Annotated in this window: 24 protein-coding genes; 1 reads left to right on the plus strand and 23 read right to left on the minus strand. The window is 60.3% G+C overall.

Features of this window, described 5'->3' with window-relative positions:
* Complete coding sequence (locus IG169_RS20210; protein ID WP_193178072.1) at window positions 1-1,950, minus strand: methyl-accepting chemotaxis protein; 1,950 nt, start codon at window positions 1,948-1,950, stop codon at window positions 1-3.
* Window positions 1,951-2,141: 191 nt separating this feature from the next.
* Entirely contained in the window at window positions 2,142-2,915 is a 774-nt protein-coding gene (locus IG169_RS20215; RefSeq protein WP_246717473.1) for a helix-turn-helix transcriptional regulator, read from the minus strand.
* A 344-nt stretch (window positions 2,916-3,259) separates the two neighbouring features.
* Between IG169_RS20215 and IG169_RS20220 the strand changes: the two genes are divergently transcribed.
* On the plus strand, window positions 3,260-3,682 hold the full coding sequence (locus tag IG169_RS20220; protein ID WP_193178073.1) for a hypothetical protein: 423 nt from the start codon (window positions 3,260-3,262) through the stop codon (window positions 3,680-3,682).
* Window positions 3,683-3,694: 12 nt separating this feature from the next.
* Here the strand turns inward: IG169_RS20220 and IG169_RS20225 are convergent, their stop codons facing one another.
* The 21 genes from IG169_RS20225 to IG169_RS20325 form a co-directional block, all read right to left on the minus strand.
* Window positions 3,695-4,195, minus strand: coding sequence for a flagellar basal body-associated FliL family protein (locus IG169_RS20225; RefSeq protein ID WP_193178074.1), 501 nt, complete (start codon window positions 4,193-4,195; stop codon window positions 3,695-3,697).
* Window positions 4,192-4,587: a hypothetical protein gene (locus IG169_RS20230; RefSeq protein ID WP_193178075.1), complete on the minus strand. Its 396-nt coding sequence runs from the start codon at window positions 4,585-4,587 to the stop codon at window positions 4,192-4,194. Before IG169_RS20230 ends, IG169_RS20225 begins: the two co-directional genes overlap by 4 nt.
* A gap of 34 nt (window positions 4,588-4,621) precedes the next feature.
* Window positions 4,622-5,164, minus strand: a complete 543-nt coding sequence (locus IG169_RS20235; protein ID WP_193178076.1) for a rod-binding protein — start codon at window positions 5,162-5,164, stop codon at window positions 4,622-4,624.
* A gap of 36 nt (window positions 5,165-5,200) precedes the next feature.
* Window positions 5,201-5,557, minus strand: a complete 357-nt coding sequence (locus tag IG169_RS20240; protein ID WP_193178077.1) for a hypothetical protein — start codon at window positions 5,555-5,557, stop codon at window positions 5,201-5,203.
* 61 nt (window positions 5,558-5,618) lie between these two features.
* Window positions 5,619-6,374 (minus strand): flagellar biosynthetic protein FliR, encoded by a 756-nt coding sequence (locus tag IG169_RS20245; protein ID WP_343225685.1) that lies wholly within the window; start codon window positions 6,372-6,374, stop codon window positions 5,619-5,621.
* Window positions 6,371-8,455, minus strand: coding sequence for a flagellar biosynthesis protein FlhA (gene flhA, locus IG169_RS20250; protein ID WP_193178078.1), 2,085 nt, complete (start codon window positions 8,453-8,455; stop codon window positions 6,371-6,373). The genes IG169_RS20245 and flhA overlap by 4 nt, the downstream gene beginning before the upstream one ends.
* Before the next feature lie 102 nt (window positions 8,456-8,557).
* A complete protein-coding gene (gene fliQ, locus IG169_RS20255) occupies window positions 8,558-8,824 on the minus strand; it encodes a flagellar biosynthesis protein FliQ (protein WP_193178079.1) in 267 nt (88 codons plus the stop codon).
* Window positions 8,824-9,216 carry a flagellar hook assembly protein FlgD gene (gene flgD / locus IG169_RS20260; RefSeq protein ID WP_193178080.1) on the minus strand — a complete coding sequence of 131 codons (393 nt, stop codon included), beginning with the start codon at window positions 9,214-9,216 and terminating at the stop codon, window positions 8,824-8,826. Before flgD ends, fliQ begins: the two co-directional genes overlap by 1 nt.
* 5 nt (window positions 9,217-9,221) lie before the next feature.
* Window positions 9,222-9,674, minus strand: a complete 453-nt coding sequence (gene flbT / locus IG169_RS20265; protein ID WP_193178081.1) for a flagellar biosynthesis repressor FlbT — start codon at window positions 9,672-9,674, stop codon at window positions 9,222-9,224.
* Window positions 9,671-10,018 carry a flagellar biosynthesis regulator FlaF gene (gene flaF / locus IG169_RS20270; protein WP_193178082.1) on the minus strand — a complete coding sequence of 116 codons (348 nt, stop codon included), beginning with the start codon at window positions 10,016-10,018 and terminating at the stop codon, window positions 9,671-9,673. The genes flbT and flaF overlap by 4 nt, the downstream gene beginning before the upstream one ends.
* A 32-nt stretch (window positions 10,019-10,050) precedes the next feature.
* Window positions 10,051-11,091 (minus strand): flagellar hook-associated family protein, encoded by a 1,041-nt coding sequence (locus IG169_RS20275; protein WP_193178083.1) that lies wholly within the window; start codon window positions 11,089-11,091, stop codon window positions 10,051-10,053.
* A 3-nt stretch (window positions 11,092-11,094) separates the two neighbouring features.
* Window positions 11,095-12,558, minus strand: a complete 1,464-nt coding sequence (flgK, locus tag IG169_RS20280) for a flagellar hook-associated protein FlgK (protein WP_193178084.1) — start codon at window positions 12,556-12,558, stop codon at window positions 11,095-11,097.
* A gap of 83 nt (window positions 12,559-12,641) precedes the next feature.
* Window positions 12,642-13,898, minus strand: a complete 1,257-nt coding sequence (locus IG169_RS20285) for a flagellar hook protein FlgE (RefSeq protein ID WP_193178085.1) — start codon at window positions 13,896-13,898, stop codon at window positions 12,642-12,644.
* Between the two features lie 24 nt (window positions 13,899-13,922).
* The gene (locus IG169_RS20290; RefSeq protein WP_193178086.1) at window positions 13,923-14,687 is read right to left on the minus strand and encodes a response regulator transcription factor; all 765 of its coding nucleotides are present in this window, start codon (window positions 14,685-14,687) and stop codon (window positions 13,923-13,925) included.
* 175 nt (window positions 14,688-14,862) lie between these two features.
* Complete coding sequence (locus tag IG169_RS20295) at window positions 14,863-15,432, minus strand: transglycosylase SLT domain-containing protein (RefSeq protein WP_428982274.1); 570 nt, start codon at window positions 15,430-15,432, stop codon at window positions 14,863-14,865.
* Entirely contained in the window at window positions 15,383-16,849 is a 1,467-nt protein-coding gene (locus tag IG169_RS20300) for a flagellar hook-length control protein FliK (protein ID WP_193178088.1), read from the minus strand. The genes IG169_RS20295 and IG169_RS20300 overlap by 50 nt, the downstream gene beginning before the upstream one ends.
* Window positions 16,846-18,078, minus strand: a complete 1,233-nt coding sequence (locus IG169_RS20305; protein WP_193178089.1) for a hypothetical protein — start codon at window positions 18,076-18,078, stop codon at window positions 16,846-16,848. Before IG169_RS20305 ends, IG169_RS20300 begins: the two co-directional genes overlap by 4 nt.
* Window positions 18,078-19,418: a MotB family protein gene (locus IG169_RS20310; protein WP_193178090.1), complete on the minus strand. Its 1,341-nt coding sequence runs from the start codon at window positions 19,416-19,418 to the stop codon at window positions 18,078-18,080. The genes IG169_RS20305 and IG169_RS20310 overlap by 1 nt, the downstream gene beginning before the upstream one ends.
* Window positions 19,415-20,227 carry a hypothetical protein gene (locus IG169_RS20315; RefSeq protein WP_193178091.1) on the minus strand — a complete coding sequence of 271 codons (813 nt, stop codon included), beginning with the start codon at window positions 20,225-20,227 and terminating at the stop codon, window positions 19,415-19,417. The genes IG169_RS20310 and IG169_RS20315 overlap by 4 nt, the downstream gene beginning before the upstream one ends.
* Window position 20,228: 1 nt before the next feature.
* Window positions 20,229-21,893, minus strand: coding sequence for a flagellar basal-body MS-ring/collar protein FliF (fliF, locus tag IG169_RS20320; protein ID WP_193178092.1), 1,665 nt, complete (start codon window positions 21,891-21,893; stop codon window positions 20,229-20,231).
* Between the two features lie 164 nt (window positions 21,894-22,057).
* Window positions 22,058-22,981: a flagellin N-terminal helical domain-containing protein gene (locus IG169_RS20325; RefSeq protein ID WP_193178093.1), complete on the minus strand. Its 924-nt coding sequence runs from the start codon at window positions 22,979-22,981 to the stop codon at window positions 22,058-22,060.
* Window positions 22,982-23,047: the final 66 nt, after the last annotated feature.

The raw sequence follows: 23,047 nt of genomic DNA on the forward strand, positions 1-23,047 counted from the left end.
TCAGAACTCCTCCCATTCGTCTTTGATGGCCGCATTGCCCACGCTTCGCCCACGGAATGCGCCCTGCGCGCGCCGGACGATTTCTTTCCTGGGACGGGCTGCGGGACGTGCGGCCTGGGGTGTTGGATTTGGCTGGCGCGAACGGGCTTCGAACTGCCGGTCAGCAACCCTGAATCGTGCGATGAGCGCGGCGAGGTTTTCGGCCTCCTGCGACAGCGAATGGCTGGCGGCGGTCGCCTGTTCGGCCATTGCCGCATTCTGCTGCGTCGCGCTGTCCATGTCGCCGACGGCGGTGTTGAGCTGCTTCAACGCGATGAACTGTTCGTTCGCACCTGACGCGATCTGGTCGACGACGACTGAAATCTCTACGACCTGGCCGGCAATGCGGTGCAATGTCTCGCCGGTCGCGTTGACGAGTTGCGACCCGGAAGAGACCTGGCTCGAGGATTTCGAAATCAGCGTCTTGATTTCCTTGGCGGCGCCGGCGGAACGCTGCGCCAGCTCGCGCACCTCCTGGGCGACGACGGCAAAGCCCTTGCCCGCATCGCCGGCACGTGCCGCTTCGACGCCGGCATTGAGCGCCAGGAGATTGGTCTGGAAGGCGATCTCGTCGATGACCGAGATGATCTCGTTGATTTCGGCTGCGGACTTTTCGATGTCGGACATCGCCGCAAGCGCACGATTGACGACATCGCCGCTGGATTCGGCGTCTCCGCGGGCAGCGTTCACGATCTTGCGGGTGTTTTCCGCGCCCTCGGCGGATTTTTGCACGGTCGCCGTGATCTGATCCAGCGTCGCCGAGGTCTGCTCCAGGGAGGCCGCCTGCTGCTCGGTGCGGCGCGACAGGTCGTCGGATGCGGTGAAAATTTCCTGTGTGCCGGATTCGATGCTCGTCGCGGTGACCGCGATCTGGGTGAAAACGTCGGCTATTCCGCCGAGCGCCATATTGAAGTCGTGGCGCAGACTTTCGAGTTCACCCTGGAAATGCTCGTCGATCTCGCAATCGAGCTCACCGTCGGCGAGACGGTTGAGCGCGTCGCCAAGAATAGCGACGGCGCGGCGGGTCGCCTCGGCCTTTTCGGCAAGGTCGGCGTCGGCCTGAGCCTTGATGTCGGCCATGCGCTGGCGCTCGGTGGCGGCATGGCGCTCGGATTCCAGCTTTTCGGCCGCGACCTCCTTGAAGACCGTCAGCGCCTTGGCGATGCTGCCGACTTCGTCGCCGCGGTGTACATAGGGGACGTCCGCGTCGGTGTGGCCGCGGGCGAGATCGGTCGTGTAACCGGCAATGTTGACGAGCGGGCGGACGACGGCGCGGTTCAGCGCGACGAGGAAGCCTGCGATCAGCAGAAGCGAAATGCCGGCCGCGGCGTAGTAGATCCAGCCGAGCTCGCGCATGTGGGCGTTGCTGTCGGCCTCGACCGATTTGAGGTAGGCTTCGGCCTCCTGCGATGCACGCAAGACGATCGCCTTGTGCTCCTTGAAGCGCTCCTTGAGAACGCCCAGAGACTGGTTGATCTCGGCAGCGCCGAGACCGATGCCGCCGGAATTTTCAAGCTTGGGGAAGAAATTGTTTTCGGCCTCGATCCAGAAGCGATCGAGGACGGTCGGAGAATCGACCGTAATCAGCTTGCGGATATCGTCCGGAATGTCGGCTTTTTCCCAGCGTTTGAGTTGCTCGAAATATGCGTCCTTCTCGGCCCGGTACTCCTGGAAATAGGCATCCCGGTTCCACGGCTCTTGCGAGGCCTGAACGATGGTCAGATAGGCGTCGACGATGAAAGAGCGTGGCGGATTGATGTCGGCGATCAGGTCCTTGCCGGTGACGACGCGATGGTAATCCTCGCTGCCGATCCTGGTCAGTGAATTGCGGTAGTCCGATATGGCTGTGAGCAGCAGAAGAACCACGGCAATGCCCACAGCGAAAAGCTTCAATCCGTTGGACAGATTCAAGCGGCTTTTCGCCGGCCTTTCGGCTCGCATTGACGGATTTTCGGGATAGCCCATGCCGTAACGGCCCCTGGAATGGAGAGGTCTCTAACATTCCGGGAATTCCGGGCCTTGGCGGGGGCATCATGCCGGGCGAAAAAGCCTCCAAGCAGGAACCCACCTAATCCCATTTACCTTAATGAAAATTAAAAATCTCAGGGTTCGCCGTTAATATCCAGAATGCCCTGACGAATGGCGACTATTATGGCGTGGGTACGGTTGACCGCGTTCAGTTTTTTCGTCGCGCTGATGAGGTAATGATTCACCGTATGCGTCGACAGCGTAAGGATGATTCCGATCTCCTCGCTCGTCTTGCCCTCGGCACACCATCGCAAACATTCCTTCTCGCGCACGGTTATGCGACTGGCAGCGCCCGCATGGCCATCGGGACGCAAGGCGATCTGGTCGAGAATCACCTGTGTCAGACCGTGGCAGAAGAAGAGTTGTTCGGCATTCAGCGGATCCGCACCGGGCATCGACTGCGTGACGAATAGCAATCTCTCGCTCGCGGATGAGCGCCTGAAAAAGACATGAAACAGCGAGTTCGACATTTCGGCCCAGCTCTCGCCATGCGAAAGAACGGCGCGTTGCCGAACGACCGGGTCCGCCGAAAAACTCCAGGAAAACGGCGTGGTCACCGATATCGTCTTGCACGTGAAATCCGCCGTCTCGTCGCAGAGGGTATCCCGAATATATGCGGAGACTTGCGGGTCGAGTGACGACTCGATCGTTTCCACGCGGACCCCGCTATTTGTTAGCAGGCGAAAAATTGCATATCGCCGGGACTTGGCTATCGTGCTTATTTCCGCGACGATCGTATCCGGATCGACGTCATTGTCGGCAAGAGTGGCAAGCATGCCTGCCGGAAGGAGTCCAGGGTGCATATCGGGTAACCCGCGCCTCAGATTCTTGTTATTATTATTGTTCAAGACCTCTCCGGGTCCGCAGGTAACGTCAACCATGTTTCTGTAACGGTATCGCGTGTAACGGTGTTACAGAAACATAAATGCATTTGCAACAATCGGTAACGTGACGGAAGATCGCGACCTTAGCGGCCGTATCCGCCATTTCTGCCTAGAAACCTTTTTTCCCCACATTTTCCGTCCTGCCGGGAAAACGCGGGTGAATTTCCGCATCGTCGCGTGAAAAGCTACGCGCAAGCGATGTGCGCCAATATGGCAGAGGCATGCGATTCGACCTACCGGCGCGAAAAACGCCCGCACCGCGAATCGCCGGACGAAACCTGTACATTTGACAAGCTGTCATCGCGACCATGAATCTCATCCAGTACTCGATCGCCGGAACCGCAGCCTGCATTGCAGCGGTCGGAGGCGTCATGCTGCAGGTCACGCTTTCGCAGCCGTCGGCCGAGGCAACGGATCCGCACGCCGATGAGGCCAAGGTCGGCGAGGGTGTCAAGCTTCCGCCGATTCCGGTGCCGATCTACTCGCGCACACAAAAGATCGGCTACTGCGTGATGCGCGTGGAGTTCGACGGCGCGCATACTGATCCGGAGGAGCGACGCATCGCGGTACCGCGGGTGACCAACGACCTCTATATCGAGTTTTCCGCGACCCTGGAGAAGAATGCCGACGGGCCGGCGGAATGCGCCAGCCGGGTGGGCAAGCGCACCGACAAGTTCGTGATCTACGAAGCGGAATTCTACGAGAAGATCATGCCGGGACAGACGCCGTGATCGCGTAACAGTTCAGTTTTCCGTCGACGTTTCCGACGTCGATTCGAAACGCGCGTCGCCGGGCATGCGGACCGAATCTTTCGGGAAAAAATCCAACTGCTCTATCAGCACTTCGGCGATCACCTCGCGTCCGGCCGTCTTGTTGGCTACATCACGCAGTTCGTCGAGCGACTGGCGAAGCCGCGTCCAGCCGACCGGCGTGGCAAGCGCGCCGGCTTCCGCATAGAAGTGGCTGCTCAACGCATCGAAGATCAGCGTCTGAAGCGGGATCATCAACCCGGCCTCCTCCGACGCCACCGTCTTGACGGTGAAACGGCCGGTCACATAGCCGACGATACCGGTCTCGTTGACATAGGGAATCGCGAAGAGATCGGTCCTGAAGTCGTTGAAGCCGACATGAGCTTCGTGTGCGGGCGCGCTGTCCTCCGGCGTCTCGGAATATTGCTGCCCGAAATAGATACCCGTGAGGGTGGCGCCTGCGACCAAGAGCGCGAACAGGATTTGGCCGATCATCCGTAACCTGCAGGTAGTCTCGACATCGACGGATAGGTACCGTCGGATTCGGCGTGTGTGATCGCGTCTCCGAGAATACTGATGACATCCTTTGTCGCGGCCATGTTGGCCCGAAGCGCGGCGGCGTTGTCATCGACCTTCTTGCGCAGGGCGCGCAGTTCCGCCCTGATTTCCTCGTCGACTTCGAAGCGGGATAATTCGCGCGAAACGAGATTGAGTTCATAGAGGCAGCGATTCTTGCGCGCGTTCGAACCCGAAAGCCCGGCTGCGGGATTCGTTCGCAACAGCCTGGTTTCCTCCTCGATCGCGTCGCCAACGCGCAGAAAAAGAAACTTGAGCTGCTTCTTGCTCAGGGCACTCTGGCGCGTTGCCGGTGCTGCTGCAGGTTTCATGCCCGCTTACTCCCTGTTTTGATCATGGACTCGGTCAACTGTTGTCGCCGGAACCGACGGCCGACATCATCTTGCGGATGAAATCGCGACTGATCTCGTTGGTGCCGCTGCGCGCGGCATCGATGGCGCGGGTTTCGGAAGGCGTAGCCTCCGCATCGTTGATCCCATGCAACGCCTGGACGTTTTCGCCGTCCCTGACGAGATATTTGTTGATCTTCGAGGCAACGCCGAAGTCGGTGTTCTTGACCACCTGCGTGGCAATCTGGTCGGCCATCATCGATTTCCAGACACTGCCGGAAAATCCCCCGCCAAAATAGCTTTCGTCGCTGTCGCCCATCATGTTCTTGACCATGTTGGCAACGAGCAACGCCTCGAATTCCTTCGAAGCCTCTTTCGGATCCTTGCCGTGTGCCACCCGCGACAGGTGGCTTCCCATCGTCGCGGCCTTGGCAATGGTCGATGTGCCATCGCCGCCGACAGTACCGGAAGACAGCCGCGCCTGAACGCTTTGCGCCCTGGCGGGATCCGCGGCTCGCGCAACGTCGAGAATGAGATCGGATGGAAATTCGACCGCCATTAAGTCCTGTTCCAGGTGGTCCTGTTTCGTCCGGTCCTAGCTTATCTTGCCAATCTTGCTTGAAGCTGACAGTTGGCGCGCCAAACGCTGATCGAGCGTTTCAGCCTGCGCGACCGCCTCGTCGCGACGCGTCTCGGACGTACGCTGCTCGCCGTAGCGATTTTCGATCGTTTCCAGCTTCTTCTTCTCCTTGAGAAGTTCGTCGCCGGACGCCTTGACCTGCCGTTCGGCATCCGCCTTCTCCGACAGGGTCGTCTGGAAATAGCTGGCGAGCAAATCCGGAAACAGACCGACGATGGGCCCGCCTTCGTCAAACATCCGGTTCAGCTCCTCCAGGGAGCGTTCGGCCGTCGCCGTCCGGTTCTTCGCTTCGGCAAGGTCGCGTTCGCGCATGGCCTTGATCACGCGCTGGAGGCGCAGAAGACGGGCATAATCGGTCGGTTGGCCGCTCATGTCACTGCAGGGTGTAAACGGCGGCGAACCCGGCGCCGAACAGGCTCAGCATGTAGGGTACCGAGAAGTACATGATGAGCAGACCGATCACGAGGATGAAAGGCAGCGAGATGAAATAGATCGGTATCTGGACCGCGAGCTTGTTGAGCAGGCCGACACCCAGATTGACGATGATCGCGAATCCCAGGAACGGGCTGCCGAGGCGCAATGCCACCAGAAAGCTCTCGCGCAAGACATCGACCAGATCGACGAGGAGCAGGCGCGGCGACGGGAATTGGTCGAGCGGCATGACGTCGTAGGAACCGAGCAGTGTTGTGATGACCAGATGATGGAAATCCAGCGTGAAAAGGATCATCAGGGCGGCAAAGGACAGGAAGACGGTCAATTGCGACTGCATCTCGAAGCCCTCGATACTGGCGCCGAGCATGCCGCCATAGCCGATCGCCATGCCGACGCCGGTAATGATGAATTCTAGCGCGAGCAGATAGAAACGGGCGACCAGGCCGAAAAAGCTACCAATGATCGTTTCGCTGACGACCAGCCGCAAAATCAGGATGCCGGACGGATCGGCGAGTTCGGCCTCCATCTTCGGCGCGACGAAGGTCGACACGGCGACCGCCACGGCGAGCGAGGCAAACAAGCGGATCTGTGGCGAGACGCGCGCACTCGACATGCCCGGCAGAACCATGAAGCAGGCGCCAACGCGGCAAAAAACCAGGAAAGCGGTCAGTATGTCGGCGGGCAACGCCGTGATCACGACACCGTTCCGAGAATGCGGATTTCGATACCCTTGCCGATCTCCAGATGCGACAGCACCGGCGTATCGGGATGCAGGCGCTCGACGATCATGCGCACATAGGGCCGCGCCTCCGGCGAGGTGATGATCGCAAAGCGCCGGTTCTGCTTCTTGAACCCCTCGATCGCCTTGTTGACGTCGGCGCCAAACTCCTCGAGCAGGCGCGGATCGATGTCGAACTGGTGAACGTCGCCCTTGGCGTCGCGCTTCAGGCTCTCACGGAAAACGAGATCCCAGCGGTTGCCGAGGCGCAGGACATGCAGAACGCCATGTTCGGTGATGTCGCCGCACAATTGCTGGGCGATGCGGCCGCGCACATGCTCCACGATGGCTTCGGTCCGCCGCGTCGAAGGCGCAATCTCGGCCACCGCCTCGATGATAAGCGGCAGATTGCGGATCGACACGCGCTCGGCGAGCAACAGTTTCAAAACCGCCTGCAGGCCCGGATAGGAGCTGTGCGTGGTGCAGATTTCCTCGGTGAGTTTCCGGTATTCCGGATCGAGACGCTCGATGATCGCCTTCATCGTCTTGTAGGAGAAAAGCTGGGGCAGATTGTTGCGGATCACCTCGCTCATATGGGTGAGCACGACCGCGACATTGTCGGCCGTCGCGATGCGCGCGGTCTTCATGTCGTCGGCAAAGGTTTCGGGAACCGACAGCGCGTCGATGCCGTATGCCGGTTCGCGCACCTTTTCGAAGGGAATGCCCTTCATCTTTTCGGGCTCGGCGAAAACCATGAGTTCGCCGATACGTAAGGAATGTTCCGCGACCACGGTGCCGTGAACCTTGATCTGATAGGCCTTCGGCTCGATGGCGAAATCGTCGGTGATCTGGATTTCCGGCACGATGAAGCCGTAATCGACGGCAAAGCGCTTGCGCATCTTCTTCATGCGGAAGGCCATTTCCTGGCGGTTCGGCACAAGTTTCGCGGCCAGTTGTTTGCCGAGAACGAGTTCGAGGTCGTTGGAGCGCAGCGATTCCTTAACCGAATCGCGTTCCTCGTCCGCCTGCTTGGCGCGGGCGTCGTCGGCTTCCTGTTTTTCTTCCGCGACACGGCGCGCAGCGGCCAGCGGGCGCATATAGCCGATCCCCGCCAATACGCCGGAAAGAGCAACGAAGGGGATGAAAGGCAATCCGGGCATCAGGCCCAGCGCGGCGAGCATGGCGGCGGCGACGAACAAGGCACGCGGATATTTGCCGAGCTGATCGAGAACGGCCTTGTCGGTCGATCCGACTGTCCCGCCCTTGGACACCAGCAGGCCGGCCGCCAGCGAAACGATCAGGGCCGGAATCTGCGAAACGAGGCCGTCGCCGACGGAAAGTTTGGTGAAGACGTCGACGGCCTCGGAAATCGACATGCCGTGACGCGTGTAGCCGATGATGATGCCGCCGACGATGTTGATCGCGGTGATGATCAGACCGGCGATTGCATCGCCGCGCACGAATTTCGAGGCACCGTCCATCGAACCGTAAAACGAGCTCTCCTGCTCCAGTTCCTTGCGCCGGGAACGCGCCTCCTCTTCGTCGATGATGCCGGCAGACAGATCCGCGTCGATCGACATCTGCTTACCGGGAATGGCGTCGAGGGTGAACCGCGCGCCGACTTCGGCAATACGGGTCGAACCCTTGGTGATGACGAGGAAGTTGATAACGACGAGAATGAAGAAGACGACGAGGCCGATGACGAAGTCACCGCCCATGACGAAGCGCGAGAAGCCGCCGATGACGTGTCCGGCGGCCTCGGTTCCATGCTGGCCTTCCGACAGGATCGTGCGGGTGGTGGCGATATTGAGCGACAGGCGCAACATTGTCGCGATCAGCAGAATCGTCGGGAAGGACGAGAAGTCGAGCGGTTTATGGATCCAGAGCGCCACCATGAGGATCAGCACGGATAATGCGAGCGAGAGCGCTAACCCGAAATCGATCAGGAATGCCGGAACCGGAAGGAACAGGATCGTGAGCATCACGACGATGCCAACGGCAAAACCGATGTCGCGGCTGTTGGCTATTTCCGGCTTGTTGGCAACGTCAAGGATGGCCAAGGGAACGAACCTGACTTGGGATGAATTCGCGCGTCATCATTTCGCGATAGCATCCGTTCCTTGCGCCAAGCTTTGGGCGCAGGCTCCAACGGCAAAAAAGGTTCAGAAACCGGTGACGATCCGGCTGAAGATCACGTCGGTCAACCGGCCGATCTGCGCGCCCATGAACGGGGCGGAAACAGAGACGGTCAGAAGGATCGCAACGATCTTGGGAACAAAGGTCAGGGTGATTTCCTGGACCTGTGTCAGGGCCTGGACGAGAGCGATGGTGACGCCGACGATCATCGCGATCAGCACGGCGGGCGCCGATGTCATCAGCACCGTCCAGATGGCATACTGGACAATGTCGAGGGCATCGGCTTCGGTCATCAGCTGATCGTCACGCCACTGGTGACCTGGACCTGTTCGCCCGAATCGAGGACAGCGATGATGCCGTCGTCGAAGACACGCACTTCGTTGATCGTGCCGGTCACGCTTTTATCCGGCGTGGTCAGTGTACGCCCGATAATCGAGCCTGCCTGCTGGAGATGCCCCATGGAAATCAGGTCGTCGAGCTTGGAGTTTGTCTGGATCCCCTGTTCGACATTGGAGAACGTCGCGAGCTGGGCGACGTATTCCGTCGAATCCATCGGCTTGGTCGGATCCTGGTTCTTCAATTCGGCGACCAGGAGCTTCAGGAACGAATTGTAGTCGACATTCGCCTTGGCGCCCGTGGCCGCCGTCGCCGATTGTGTGCTGGTTGCGCTGGTTACGACAGTCATCGCATTTACCCCACTGCTGCTTCCTTGACGGGTCCGTGTTCCTGCAACGTCCTTGCCGTCGCGGGATTCTGGCGGAGAATCTCCGCCTCGACCGGATAGAGGCCACGGATCGTCTTGAGCGCCTCATAGTATTTTTCCTCGATCACAAGCCGGTCGACATGCTTGAGTTCGGACAGGATCTTCTGGTTGGAGAAGGCCGTGATCAGAGCCGGCAGGCTCTCGCGGAAGAGCGGCATCGCCGCTTCCTTGTCACCTGGCGACATGACCATCACCTGGACGATGAAATAGAGCTGGCGCAAGGGCGTGGTCGCGTCCTCGGCCTGCAGGACGTGGTTTTCCAGCAGGAACTGCACGTCATTGAGAAGTTCCAGCGACACCTTGCGATCGACACGGATCACAGCGCCGTTGATGAATATTCTCTCGTTGGCTTTCAGGAAAATCTTGAAAGAGCTTTTCATTCCACCCCGCCCCGAATGATTTTAGTGATGTCAAGCAGACCATCGATATTGTCGGAGTCCCCCTTGCGGATCGCATCGGCTTCGCGAAGGATCCAGATTCCGATCGATATCAGGCTAGCGCGCAATTCCTTCGGCAATGCGTTGTCATTGCTCGCAAGGTCCTCGAGCAGCATCGTCCAGAGCCGAATCGTGAAGTGAATCGCTTCGATACGCACAAAGGAGTTCGGCCCCTCCTGCAACGCCTTGGTCAGGAGTTCGATCGACTGATCAAAGAGTTCTCGCTCCCGTTCGCGGGCATCCGCGGGGGAGTCTTCTTCGATCTCTGCGTAACGCAACATAATCATTTCTTACAACCCATCGGTAACCAAGCCCTAAATTACAGGTAATCCATGATCGAAAGATTCTGGATCCGCGACGTGATTGAATAGGAGACCTCAATCTGCGTCAGCAGCGTATTGAGTTCGATCGACGTCTGGTACGGATCGACCGATTCCAGGTCGCTGGCAAACGTTTCAAGCAACGACTTCTGCGCCGAAAGCGCATCGTTTGCGCGCTTCAACCGTTCTTCAACGAGACCTGTCTGGCCCTGAAGTTTCGTCATGCCGCCCGTGGCCGATCCGGATTGCGAAATGACAAAATTCGAGACGCCCTCCTTCGCTTCGCCACCCAAATTGCTGTCGAAGAGTTCGGTCGCCACGACGGAAGCCATCATCAGTTCCCGAAATGGTTTCTCGTTGGCACTGACGGAGGTATCGGCGGTCACCTCGGGTGAAATTCGCGACTTGATCACCTCGTCGGTCGCGGACGACATGTTCGCGGTCCAGCCCGCGCCGAGGAACAAGGGTTTCACCGCGGTCTCGAGGAAGTTTTCGATGTCGGTTCGGGTGATGTTGGCGGCGGCCGGATCGTTCTTGTCGAAACCGAAATAACCGAGAAAAGCGGCGTCGAAAGCGGCCTTGCCGCCACCGGTGTCGTAATCGGCGATCGGCTGGTTGTCGGTATTCACTCCGCCGAACAGAAACGTACCGTTGATCTGGGTGTTGAGAATGGACGAGGTCTCCGCGACGACATTTTTCGCGGTTTGCTGCGCGGTCGGATACTGGTTGTTGTCGCCCATGACGATACCGACCGCGTTCATCAGGTTGGACGCGAGCGTATTGATGCGGCTCATGCTTTCCTGGGTCATCGTGAGCCGCGTCTGCACCTGGGCGTTCGTGTCCATAAGACGGCCCGTATGATCGACGTCACCGAGGAAGGAGATCAGCTTACGGCTCTCCGAACCGAGCGCGAGGCCACTGTCGGCATACTTGCCGGTCACCATCTCCTGTTGCAGGCGCGGGAGCGTTTCCTGCATGCGCGAAGTGGAGTTACGCAGCGCAAGCGAAACCGCCAGTGTGGATATCGGAGACGTCTTCATCCGTTACCCCACCGACTGCAAGAGCGCTTTGAGCATGTCGTCGACCGCGCTGACGATACGCGCCGAAGCCTGATACGACTGTTCGAGATCGATCAGGATCGCCATCTCTTCATCGATATTGACTCCGGTCGACGAGGTCAGGGCGTTTTGCAGCCTTTCATGCAGCGCGTTCTTGCCGTCCGCAGCCTCCGAGGCCGTCTTGCGCGTCGACTCCAGCCAGCCCAGCGACGATTCCGCGTAGCCCGAAACCGAATAGGTGCCCGCGATGCCGGCACTAATGTCGGTCGGCAACGGATTGCTCATCGCCTCGACATAGTTGATCAGCCGATCGGAATAGCCGGATCCACCCGTTGTGTTGGAGACATAGGCGATGCCGTTCGCTCCGCCGTCACGCAGCAGTTCCGGATTACCGCCAACCGACGGATCGAAGGCGCCGTTCACACCGAGTGTGAGGGCAATGCCGGTGCTGATGGTACCGCTTGCCGGAATGGCCGGGCCGCCGGAATAGGTGAACAGGCCGGCGAGATCCGGCAGGCCGCCGCCAGTGGTGTCGCTTTCGGCAAATGTGGTGACCAGCCCTCGCGCGACTTCGTCGAGCTGGCTCTGCAACTGAACGGCGATCGTGTCACGCATCTGAACCATCGCCGCGAGCGAACCGGTCGAATTGGTATTGGCGCCATCGCCGCCGATGACCGGAACGCCGTCGATCCGGATCGGATTGCCGGTCACGCCGGGAGAATACGATGTCAGCGGGTCGAAGGTGACCGCTCGCGGCACGGTCTCGAACAGGGTGACACCCTGGCTGGTATAAAGCGCATAGTCGTTATTTTTCCGCTGGAGGACCGAGACGGAAACATATTCCGAAATCTGCTTGAGCAGCGAATCGCGCTGGTCAAGCGCGTCATTAACGTCCGCTCCGACGACCGTACCCTGCACGACCTCGTCGTTCACCTGTTTGAAGTTCGCCAGGAGATCGTTCAGATTTCCGACCGACTCGCTGATATTCTGGTCGATCTCGCCACGGTATTCCTGGATGGCGAGCGATGCGCCGTTCAGGCCGTTTGCAAGCTCCTTTGCGTGGTCGACAGCCGAGGATGCCAGCAGCGTGTTCGACGAGTCCGAAGAATAGAGCTGAAGCGCGTCCTCGAAAGACGCGATAAGCGTCGCCGGCGCGGTCACATTGTCGATGCCGTTGACCAGCCGCTGCAGCCTGTCGGTCCCTTCGGAAATGATCGTCTGGGCCTTGCTGTCCGACTTGGCGAGGAGGCTGTCGCGCAGCAAATCCTCATTGGTGTTGCGGCGGACATTGACGACGCGCGCGCCGCTGTCGGTACTGACGAGTATTGAATCGCGGCGCACATAATTCTCGTTGGACGCCTCGGAGATGTTCCGGGACGTCACAACCGTCTGCCGCGCAGTGTTCAGCAGAGAGTTTTGCGCAGTTCTGATTGCCGCCGTGAGTGACATCGTCAAGCCGTCCGATACAGCCGGTTGCCCGGCAACCGCCGGGTCCGGGTTGGTCTATGCGCGAAGAGCTTGGTCATTCGACATCAGCGCTTGAGGTTGAGGAGCACGTCCATGAGATCGGACCCGGTCTGGAAGACCTTGGAATTTGCAGTGTAGTTTCGCTGCGACTGAATCATCTCGGTCAGTTCTTCCGCGATATCGACGTTGGAACCTTCGAGGGCGCCGGACACTATCGATCCGTTGCTGCCGCTGTCCGCAAATCCGAGACGAACCTCGCCGGAGAGATCCGTCGTCTGGAAAAGGTTTCCCGACATGGATGTCATCTGGTCCGGGCTGGCGACGGCGCCGAGCGGAATGCGGAACAGCGCCTGGGTCGACCCGTCACTGTACTGGGCGTACACCGTACCGTCGGCGGAAAAGTCGACACGATCGATGGTCGCGGGCGCGTTGCCGTTGACATCGGTGTCCGAGACCAGAAAGTCCGTAGCGAGCTGCGTCATGTCGGACATGTCGATCGTAAGCGCCTGACCGCCCGGGACGTTGACGACGATCGAACTGGGGCTCGCGCCGTCAAGATCGCCGCTAACCGGATCGAAGTCGATCGTCTCGGTCGACAGGGGACCCGCCGCATAGGGGAACGACGTCCCGGCCGCCGCATCGGCTTGATCGAACACGGCGACTTCCCACGTGTTGGCCGCCGTCTTGGTGTAGTAGATGTCGAGAATGACTTCCGAACCGAGGTTGTCGTAGACAACCATCGAGGTCTTCTGCGAATATTCGCTGCCCAGAGCGTTGGCCGACGGCAAGGTGCCAGTGACGATCTCGTCCGAGGCCGGGAGGTTGGACGCAAACACGCCCTCGGTCGAAGGCGCCGCCGTCAGATCGTTGGATGTCACGACGACGGGCTCGAGTCCGTCAAACCCGTTCACCACGACGGACGGCTCGCCATTGGCGTAGCTGTAACCGGCGAGGTAGTAGCCGGCCGCATTGATGAGGCGGCCATCGGCATCCGGCACGAAGGAGCCGGCGCGGGTCAGGAAGGAATTGCCGTCTGCGTCCTGCACGACGAAAAAGCCGTCACCGTCGATCGCGAGATCGGACGCCGAGGTCGTGTATTGCGGAACGCCCTGCTGCGAAACCGCCTGCCGCACCGAAGTGACCACGCCGCCGGAATTGTAGCTGCTGGAAGATCCATTGACGACAAGGGTCGAGAACTCAATACCGAAACGCTTGTAGCCGGTGGTGTTAGCGTTGGCGATGTTGTCGGCGATGGTCGACAGCTTGCTCGCCTGTCCCTGCATACCGGATACGCCGGTCCGCATCATACCATAAAGGCTCATGAGGAAATCCCTCCTGTTGCGATATCAGCCTACGGTAGCCTCCAAATCTTGTCCGAACCTGCCCCCGGTTGCGCGCGCGCCGGCGTCCTTCGCGGTCGTCTCGGCACGGGCTGTCTCGACCTTCGCCTCGAGCCGGTAGCCGAGGAAACGCTTGGAATCGATGATTTCGTAACCGAGCACCTTGCGCAGCTTCTTGCGCAATTTGGAGATGTGGCTCTCGATCACGCATTCCTCGACGTCCTGCTCGAAGAGCCCGTAAACGGCGTTGTAGATCTGGCTACGCGTTGCGCGGCGGTCACCGTTGGATGCCAAATATTCCAGGATACGGCGTTCGCGGCGCGGAAGCGGAAAACTGTTTCCGTCGATTTCGGGATCGCGTCCGTCGGTGAAGACACGCAACCGGTCGAGTTCGAATACGGAACGGCTCGTATCGCGCCGGCGCTTGATCGCCGTGACCCGCGCCAGGATTTCGCGGACGTGAACCGGCTTGCGGACAACATCGTCGGCGCCCACTTCGAACTGACGCAGTATTTCCGGTAGCGAATTCTGCTCCAGGACGGAAATCACCGGTAGTTTCGTCACCTGGCGAATCTGGTTCACCGGGCAGGATTCACCTTCGGTCTGCCCGACAAGAAAAGCTTCTATAGATTCCATCTCATTAGTGCAGATTGAATCAAGCCAATTCGGAAGTTCTTTTCCCGATACTCCAAATACAGGGTAACCAATACGCTGGAACATGCCGCTGAAACCTTGCTGAACAAGGTCGCGGTCATCAATAACAACTATCATTTGTTAACCCCCGCCCGAATCACTTCATTGTTCGGCACCTCCGGCTTAACGAAAGGGCGAATCTGTCCACAATCGCAATAAGTCACATATTGCTTTGTTAACTAAATTGTGAGGCAAGGCGAATCATCTGAAAGCGGGCGCTCGCAACCGAGAAAACCGCTACACTCGAAAACAATTAAGAGTTGCAGAAACTTTTCGCAGCCGGGGTCCAGTTTCCGACGCCGGTGGCAACCATATTGCGGATGACCCGGCAGACATACTGCTTCTGAGCGCGGTTATTATCCGGGCCCGCATGATACCGGGCGACCGCCATAGACCAGGTTTTGTATTGTTCTTTCAGGGATTTGAGAAATGAAGCGGCGTACATGACATTGCGGGCCGGATCGAACATGGCAATGTCGGACGGAAACTTGTCGCGATGGTAATACTGATTGATCTGCATACAACCCACGTCGATCAAACGGACACCCCGCCTGCGCGCTGCCTCGAATTCGCGCATTGCCTTTTCAACCGTGTCGGGAAATTTTGTTTCGCCTTCGATGTTCATCGCGAAGGGATGCAAACCGCCCTTGAGACCCGATTCCGTCAATCCGACCGCATAAAGCACGCCAATCGGCACGTCATATTTGCGTGCGGCCTTTGCCAAATAGCGTTCACATATGCCCTGATGCTGAATTCCGGACGCCCGAGCAGCGTCAAATGGTGACCCGGCCATCACGGCGAAGGCCGCCATCGCCAGTGTCATTGCCATGTGCCGGAGTGCGCGCGGTGTCATTGGACGCTAATTCCCGATAGTTCTGCCTTGATTCGTTGGGCGTATTTCCGCGGTTTTCCTGGCTCCCGAATTGCTGCCCCGGCGCTTCGCGGTTCGGCGCATTGTGCGCCTGCTGCTGCGCCGTATCGGACCGGTTTGTGGCAACCGAAACATCCGGCGCGGCGATACCCACTGCGCGCAATGCCGACCTGATCGCATCGGAATCCCCGGAAAGCATTTTCGCGGTCTTGTCGGATTCGGCGCGGATCGTCACCCGCAATTCGCCATCCACGGACTGCAACCGGATATGCACGACACCGAGTTCGGCCGGGTTGAGTTGCAGCCGCATCGTCTTGACCGTACCGCCCTGGGATGTGCCAGTCGTAAGCACCAGCCGCGACGGCGACAGGTCCTCGAGATCTCTTGTAACCGCGGCCACAACCTGACGGCCGGCCGGCGTTTCGGGATTTGCTACAGGTTGCTGACCGGCTCCGACGACCGTGACCGGCCTGGCGGTTTCGGCCGACGGGGTCGGGTTCGCCGGGACCGGGCGAGGCATCCGTTCCTCGGCGCCCGAAAGCGCTTCGTCGGCATTGCCTCGTTCCCCACGCGTGCCGGGTTCGCTCGCCCGGGCGGGAATGACCGTGCCCGCCGGACGCTCAACGGGGCCCATGCGCGCCTTGTCACCTGCAACCGGCGCGACGACCGGTGCGCCGTCACCGGCTTTCTTCCTGTCTTCGGACACGACCGCCTGCATCGCGATGGCGGGCTGTTCGTCCCCGCCGGCGACCGCCGCACCGGCAGAGCCTGCCGCCGCCTGCGCGGTATCGGCATTTCCGGCGGCTTTCGCGGCAGCCAGGTTATCGCGATCGCCTTCCTTGCGCGTATCGGCATTCGCCGCCGGCCGGGCCTGCGCAACGGCTGCGGCACCCGCATTTTGCACCCCGGCGGCGTCCGGCCGGACATCCCGCGCGTCGGTTTCGTCCCTGCCCGTCTCGCGTGACGAAGCATCCTCGCTTCCCTCATCGCCCGAATTGTCCGGAGAAGCCGTGTCCCCGGCGGTAACGCGACCGGCATGCAAAATGTCCGACGGTTCCTTTCCGGCAGCGGCGTCCGTGTCATCACCGGACGGCTTCGGTGCAGTCTCCGCGTCTTCGCCTACAGGAGTTTTCGTTCCGTCTTCGCCATTTTTTTGGACCGCGCCGCGCCAGCGCGCATCGGCGATGACCGAATGCGCCTTTCCGCCGGTTTCCCGCGTTTCCTGCTTGTCCTCCTGCGCGCTGTTGTTCCCGGTCCGGTCGAGCGCTTCCTTGAACGCGCTGTGCGCCTTCTCGCTGGCGTGACCGGAAGGCCCCTTGGGCGATGACGCGGGACCGGCGACGGCGGCCGCAACGGCATTGCTGATCATTGGATACCCTCCAGCAACTTGTCGACGCCCTGCAGCGCCTCGCGGGTGCCGCCGACAAAATCTTCGAAATCGTTCAAAACGGGCTCTGTCTGCTGCTTTGGCGCATCGTGGAAAATGCTTTCGCGCCTGCCATTGGCCGGCGTTGCCATCCCGGCGGGAACCGTGGCTTTCGGATCGGTGACCGCATTGGCGACGGCGAGAACGGCACGCAGGAGTTCGCGATCGCCTTCGGCAAGCGGTTTGGTATCGATATTCCGCAACTGGTTGGCGACCTCGCGAACGTTTTCCGAGGTGATTTGGGATATCTGAGTATAGAATCGTTGGCGGGCATCGATTTCGGGATCGACCGCTTGTGATTCGTCCGTGTTCTCGCTGTCTTGCGCCGGCGTCAACTCGGCGACGCGCCTGACCAGTTCGGACTTGCCTTCCACTGTCGCCGTTCGCATCAGGCGCACGGTCACCGCGCTGCGATAGGGTTCCGGCATGAACTCTATGACCTCCATGACGCTCGCCATGTCCATCCATTCGCCCAGCGCGATGACGCCGGCAATGAACTCCTGCGCGAATTGCATGGCGTAGGGCGAGGCAACGAAGCGACGCGCGTAGCGGCTGGATACGCGCAGGAAGGACACCGGATCCTGACGGCGCCTGTGGATGGTCATCAGGCGACGCAGCGCAGCCTCTTCGATCAGCGTTCCGGGCGCGAGGAGCCGTGCGGTGTCGAAATCGGCGCGCGCCTTGTCGTCGTCCCGCGTTACCAGGCCGCGGACCAGTGCAAGCGAAGCGCCGAACAGCCCGCCCGCTCTCAACGGATCGGCGTTCTTCAGCCGCGATTCCGCAACCCGGGCGCCGCCTTTCTGGTACATGAGAATCGCCACAGCGAGTCGAACGAACTCGTCTTCCTTGTGGCCGAGATCCGTCAGATGCGCTTCCAGCGTCGCCGGATTTCCGCCGAGCATCGCGTAGGAGATCAGCGCCCTGGCGTTTTTCGGGTCGGTAAATTCGGAACGGTCGAGCTTGGCGAAACTTTCGTCAATCAGCCTGGTGAGCTCGCGCTGCATTCCAAGCGCCGACTTGTCACCGTCGGCGATCTCGTCCTGCACGCGCTGCAGCGAACGCACGAGCTTGTACGGCTCGGTGTCAAGTCCGCTCGCGTGCACGCCGGACGCAAGCAGAAGCAACGGACTGCACACCGCCGAGGTCACCAGGATTGGCCGCAACGCGCTCATCACGTGTTTACTCCGACGAGAACCTCGATGCGGCGGTTTTTCGGTGAGAGCGGTTCATCGGGAACCAGCAGTTGGCGGTCGGCGAAGCCGGAAATCTCGCGCACGCGGGTTTCCTCCATGCCGCCGCGCAACAGCATGTAATAGGCCGACTGGGCACGGGCGGCAGACAGGCGCCAGTTGTCGTAATCCTTGGACCGGAACGGGCGTGCGTCCGTGTGACCGCGAATGCGGATCCCGCCCTTCTGCTCGCCAAGCACGTTACCGATCTTTTCCAGCGCGATGACGAGATCATGCGAAGGAATCGCCGAACCGACCTCGAACATGGAGATGTCGAAGGCGTCTGTCAGGGAAATGAGGATTTCGTCGCCGGACGGGACAACAGTCAACTCGCCGGCCAATTTCGACCCCTCGCCGAAGGCTTCGGTGAGTTTCTCGGTGATCTTCTCGCGCATCTGCTCGGCCGCCGCCGCGACGGCCTCGGCCTTGCGGACTTCAGCTACCGCCTGCTCCAGTTTCGCGGCATCGCTGGTCTTGTCCTGCGCATCCTTGGCGATGGCCGCAGTCTTTGCCGGATCTTCCGCCCCCGCGACAACCTTCGCGACAGACATGCCTTCCTGACCGGCTTTCATCTCGCCGGTCTTCATCTGGCCCGAATTTTCCTTGCCGCTCGCCTGATCGCCGGCGTGAGCATTGCCGCTGTCGCTTCCCTTGCCGCCCTTGCCGATCGCGGCGGGGGCCGTCTTGTTCTTGTCGGCGACTTCGCCCTGCCCATCGGTCTCGTAACGGCCGGCGAGTTGTCCGCTGTTGTTGGAGGGGCGAACCTCTTCGTTCCAGAAATTGGGCGAGAAGGGATCCATGAAGGCTTCGCCGCCCGCCGCGTCGTTGATGGCATCGTTGCCGTTGCGGCCGCCCTGCTCCTCGATCGCGCGCAGTTCGCCCGGCGCCTGGTGCGCGGCGATCTCGTTGAGGGCAGAGAACGGATCGGCGAAATACTGGGATTCGGTCTTGGATTGCTTGTCGGAGGGCGAGCTTATGGGCTTTTCCTCGGGGAACTGCTCGTTCGGCGCCTTGACCTCGGTTTCCTGCACGCCCTCGGCATCGTGAAGCCCCTTCACGCTGCGGTTCCGGTCGACGAGCTTGACCGGATTGAAGTAGCTGGCGACGGCCTTCTTGGTCTCCTCGTTAGCCGCGTTGATCAGCCAAAGGACGAGAAACAGCGCCATCATGGCCGTCATGAAGTCGGCAAAGGCGATCTTCCAGGCGCCGCCGTGATGGCCTTCTTCGCCTTCGCCGCCGCGCTTGATAATGATGATTTCCTGAACCTTGTCGGGACTGTTCAAGACATGGCCTCCTGAAGCAGTCGGTCGATTTCGGACAGGCGGGTGGCAAGAACGGATCTCTCGACGCGGGCGACAAGGTCGATATCACTGCCCGGGACGAGCCGCACTTGCGAAGCGTCGCCGGACCATTTGTCCATGAACGCCGACAACAGACCTTCAGGCCCGCGCAGTTCGAAACCGACAGCGTCAGTGTCCTCGAGAAGGGCGGCAACTTCCGCGACCAGCGAGTCCAGCGTGTTCGAAACGATGTCGGCACGGATACGGCCGGACACAAGCGGCGCAAGGTCCGCGGCGATGGCTGCGACGACATCTTCCTTGATCTTCGGTATCGCCGTAGTGACAAGGTGATCGAGCGCTTCACGATGGGCTGCCTCGATCCGCTCGATCTCGGCGCGGTGCGCCTCTTCCAGCATTTCATGAGCGGTCGCATCATCCTCCGCGCCCCCGGATCCCTGATCCAGATCCAGGAGATCGGCCGGCGGCAACGCCGCTTCGGACTCATAGAGGCTATCCAAACCGGGCTCGCCGGCAAAAGGATCGGGCAAATCGTCGGCATCCGCCTCGATGTCCGAAAGGTCCAGGTCACTCGTGCCTGTGTCGCCGCCGACATCGGCGAAAGGATCCGCTGGTTCGGCAAACGGATCCGCGTTCAATCCGGTGAACCCGGCCGGCATATCAAGGGTCGTGAACTCGTCCCGCGAAAGCGCCTCGTGAACCAGTGGCTCGAAGCCTGGCTCACGACTCGGCGCGGGACGCGGTTGCGCCTCCGAGAAATCCGGCAGCAGGTGCAGGAGAGCAGAGCGGCTCAAATCAGGCGGCCTCCTGCCTCACCCAACGACGAAGGATCGCCGCGGCGCGCTCCTCGTCGAGATCGACGATCATGGTCAGGCGCTCCTCGGGAGAAGGCCGCATCTTGGCCAGCAACTCGCTCTGGTCGGACGACTGCGACGACGACGGCAACGGCGGGAGACCCGGAAGGGCGGCGAGCCCCATGTCGTCGCTATCGAAGGCCGCGCCAATCGTCGCGTCCTCAAGCGCCGGCAGTTCGCCGCCACCGGAGAATGCCTCCTGCTGGGCCGGGGCACCACCTTTCAGGACATTGACAAGCGGGCGCAGGCCGAGGAACACGACGAGCAATATCGCGGCGATGAATGCAAGGGCATTGATGAACGTGCCGAGGTGTTCGCCAATCATGTCCATCATGCCCGGCTCGGAAAGCGGAACGCCGTCGAAACCGTCCATGAAATCGACCGCGGTCACCTGGACGAGATCGCCGCGATCCTTGGATATGCCGGCGGCGGCAACCGCGAGCTGGCGGATCTCGTCAAGCTTGGCGTCGATCTGCGCCTGGTCGGCGTTGCCGCCCAACGCTTCGACGATGCGTTTCTGATTGACCACGACGGCGATCGACAGCCGGCTGATCGAATAGCCGTTGGTAACGGTCGCAATTCGTTTGGAATTGATCTCGTAATTCGTGGTTTCCTCGCGGCGCTCGCTGCGATCCGATGATGTCGGGGCCGCCCCGTTGCCCTGCGGCGACTGCGGCAGGTTCTGCTCGACGGTTGCCGGATCGCCCGATGACTGCTGAGAGGAGGCATCCTCGCTGCGCACGACCTGGACGGACCGCTCCACGCGCGATTCGGGGTCGTAGATTGTTTCCTCGACCTGTTTCTGGTCGGTGTTGATGTCGGCCTGGACACTGACCCGGAGGTTCATTTCTCCAATATAGGGCGCAAGTGCCTTGTGGACGCTGTCGGCCACCTCGCTCTCGACAGTCGTCTTGATGCCGAGGTTGCTGGTCGCCGTATTGGTTAGCGGATCGTCGCCGGCCGCGAGAAGCCGGCCGGTCGAATCCAGGACCGTGACGTTTTCCGTCTGCAGTCCCGGAACGGCGGCGGCAACCAGATGGCGAATCGCCATGGCGCTCGATTCCGCGGTATCTCCTTCATAACGCACGATGACCGAAGCGGTCGGCGTCTGCTCGGCAAAGCGGAAATTGCCGCGGTCCGCCAGCACGATATGCACGCGCGCGCCCTTGACGCCGCGAATCGTCTGGATCGACCGTGCGATTTCGCCTTCGAGGGCGCGGACGCGCGTCACCTCCTGCATGAAGGCGGTCAGACCGAGCGAGCCGAGATTGTCGAACAGCTCGTAGCCGGTCCCTGAGCCGTTCGGCAGGCCCTTTTCGGCAAGGATCATCCGCGCGCGGCTGGTCTTTCCCGTCGGCACCAGAATCGACGTGCCGTCAGTATTGACATCGAAAGGGATACCCGCGTCGCCGAGCGCCATGCCCATGCGGGTGATGTCGTCGCGTTCCAGCCCGACGTAAATCGGTTCGAAGGCGGGGCGATTGAGGTAAAAGGCGGCAAGACCGACGCCGCTGACAACCAAGAGCCCGATCGCGGCAAGTATCGCCAGCTTGCGTGTTCCCAGCGCGGTCAGGTTGTTCACGATCTGCTGCAACGGCTCAGGCACTGCGTCGACTCCCTATCCAAGACAGGAAATAGACCGCGAAACTTGTGTGAGAGTGTCTTTACGCCGATCCGGCTTCACAATCGCCGGACTTGTACAGCCGGAAAAAGATCAGGGCAGGCTGCCCGGAGGCAGCCCGCCCTTGAATGGAACCGTCAGTCTGATTTCTACTTGAAGAGTGAAAGGATCGTCTGAGCGTTGGAGTTCGCGATCGAAAGCGCCTGGACACCCAGTTGCTGCTGGACCTGCAAGGCCTGCAATTTGGTCGATTCCTCACTCATGTCCGCGTCGACAAGCTGACCGATACCTCGATCGACCGCGTCCATCAGATTCGACACGAAGTCGTTCTGCATGTCGATGCGCGATTTCGATGCACCGAGATTCGAAGCCGACGTCGTCATGCTCTGGAAGGCCGTATCGACGTTGGAGATCATGTCGGCAAGATCCTGATCGTCAATGTTTGCCGCTGTGATGTCGAGCGTGGAGACCGAGACGGTTACTCCGCCGGTACCGGTCGTGGTGAAGTCGGTGTCCAGGATACCAGTTCCCGCAGCGTTGGAATCGAACAATGTGGTCGACGTGATATCGATCGCAATAGTCGACACCGACACGTTTCCGGCACTGTCACGCGAAAACGAAGAGACGATATTCTTCGTCGCCGAGTAGCTGGCAGAGCCCGAATCGACCGAAAGCCAGTTCTCACCGGAGAACGATGCCGACGACGACATGCTGATAAGCTGGTTCTGCAGTTCGCCGATTTCGGACTGTATCTTGCTCTTGTCCACGCCCGGCTCGCTGGCGGCGACGAGCTTCGATTTGATTTCGTCGACGACCTTGATGGCGCTGTTCATCGCGGTATAGGCGACATCCACCTTGCCGGCGCCGAGCCCGAGGGCGTCCTGGACGGTTGAAAGCGCTGAATTGTCCGAACGCATCGTGGTCGCGATCGACCAGTAGGCGGCGTTGTCGGCGGCTTCCGCGACGGAGTAACCGGTTGAAATACGGCCTTGCGTGACCTCGAGGTTCTTGGTGGTCGCCTGCAGGGATTTCAGTGCGGTCATCGCCGCAGTGTTGGTCATTATGCTGGACATGGTGTCCCTCTCCAAATCTCGAAACAAGGGACATTCCGGGTTAGCCGGTACAGTGGCTGGGCATCA

Origin of the sequence: Oricola nitratireducens (assembly GCF_014904745.1) — a bacterium.
Taxonomy (GTDB): Bacteria; Pseudomonadota; Alphaproteobacteria; order Rhizobiales; family Rhizobiaceae; genus Oricola; species Oricola nitratireducens.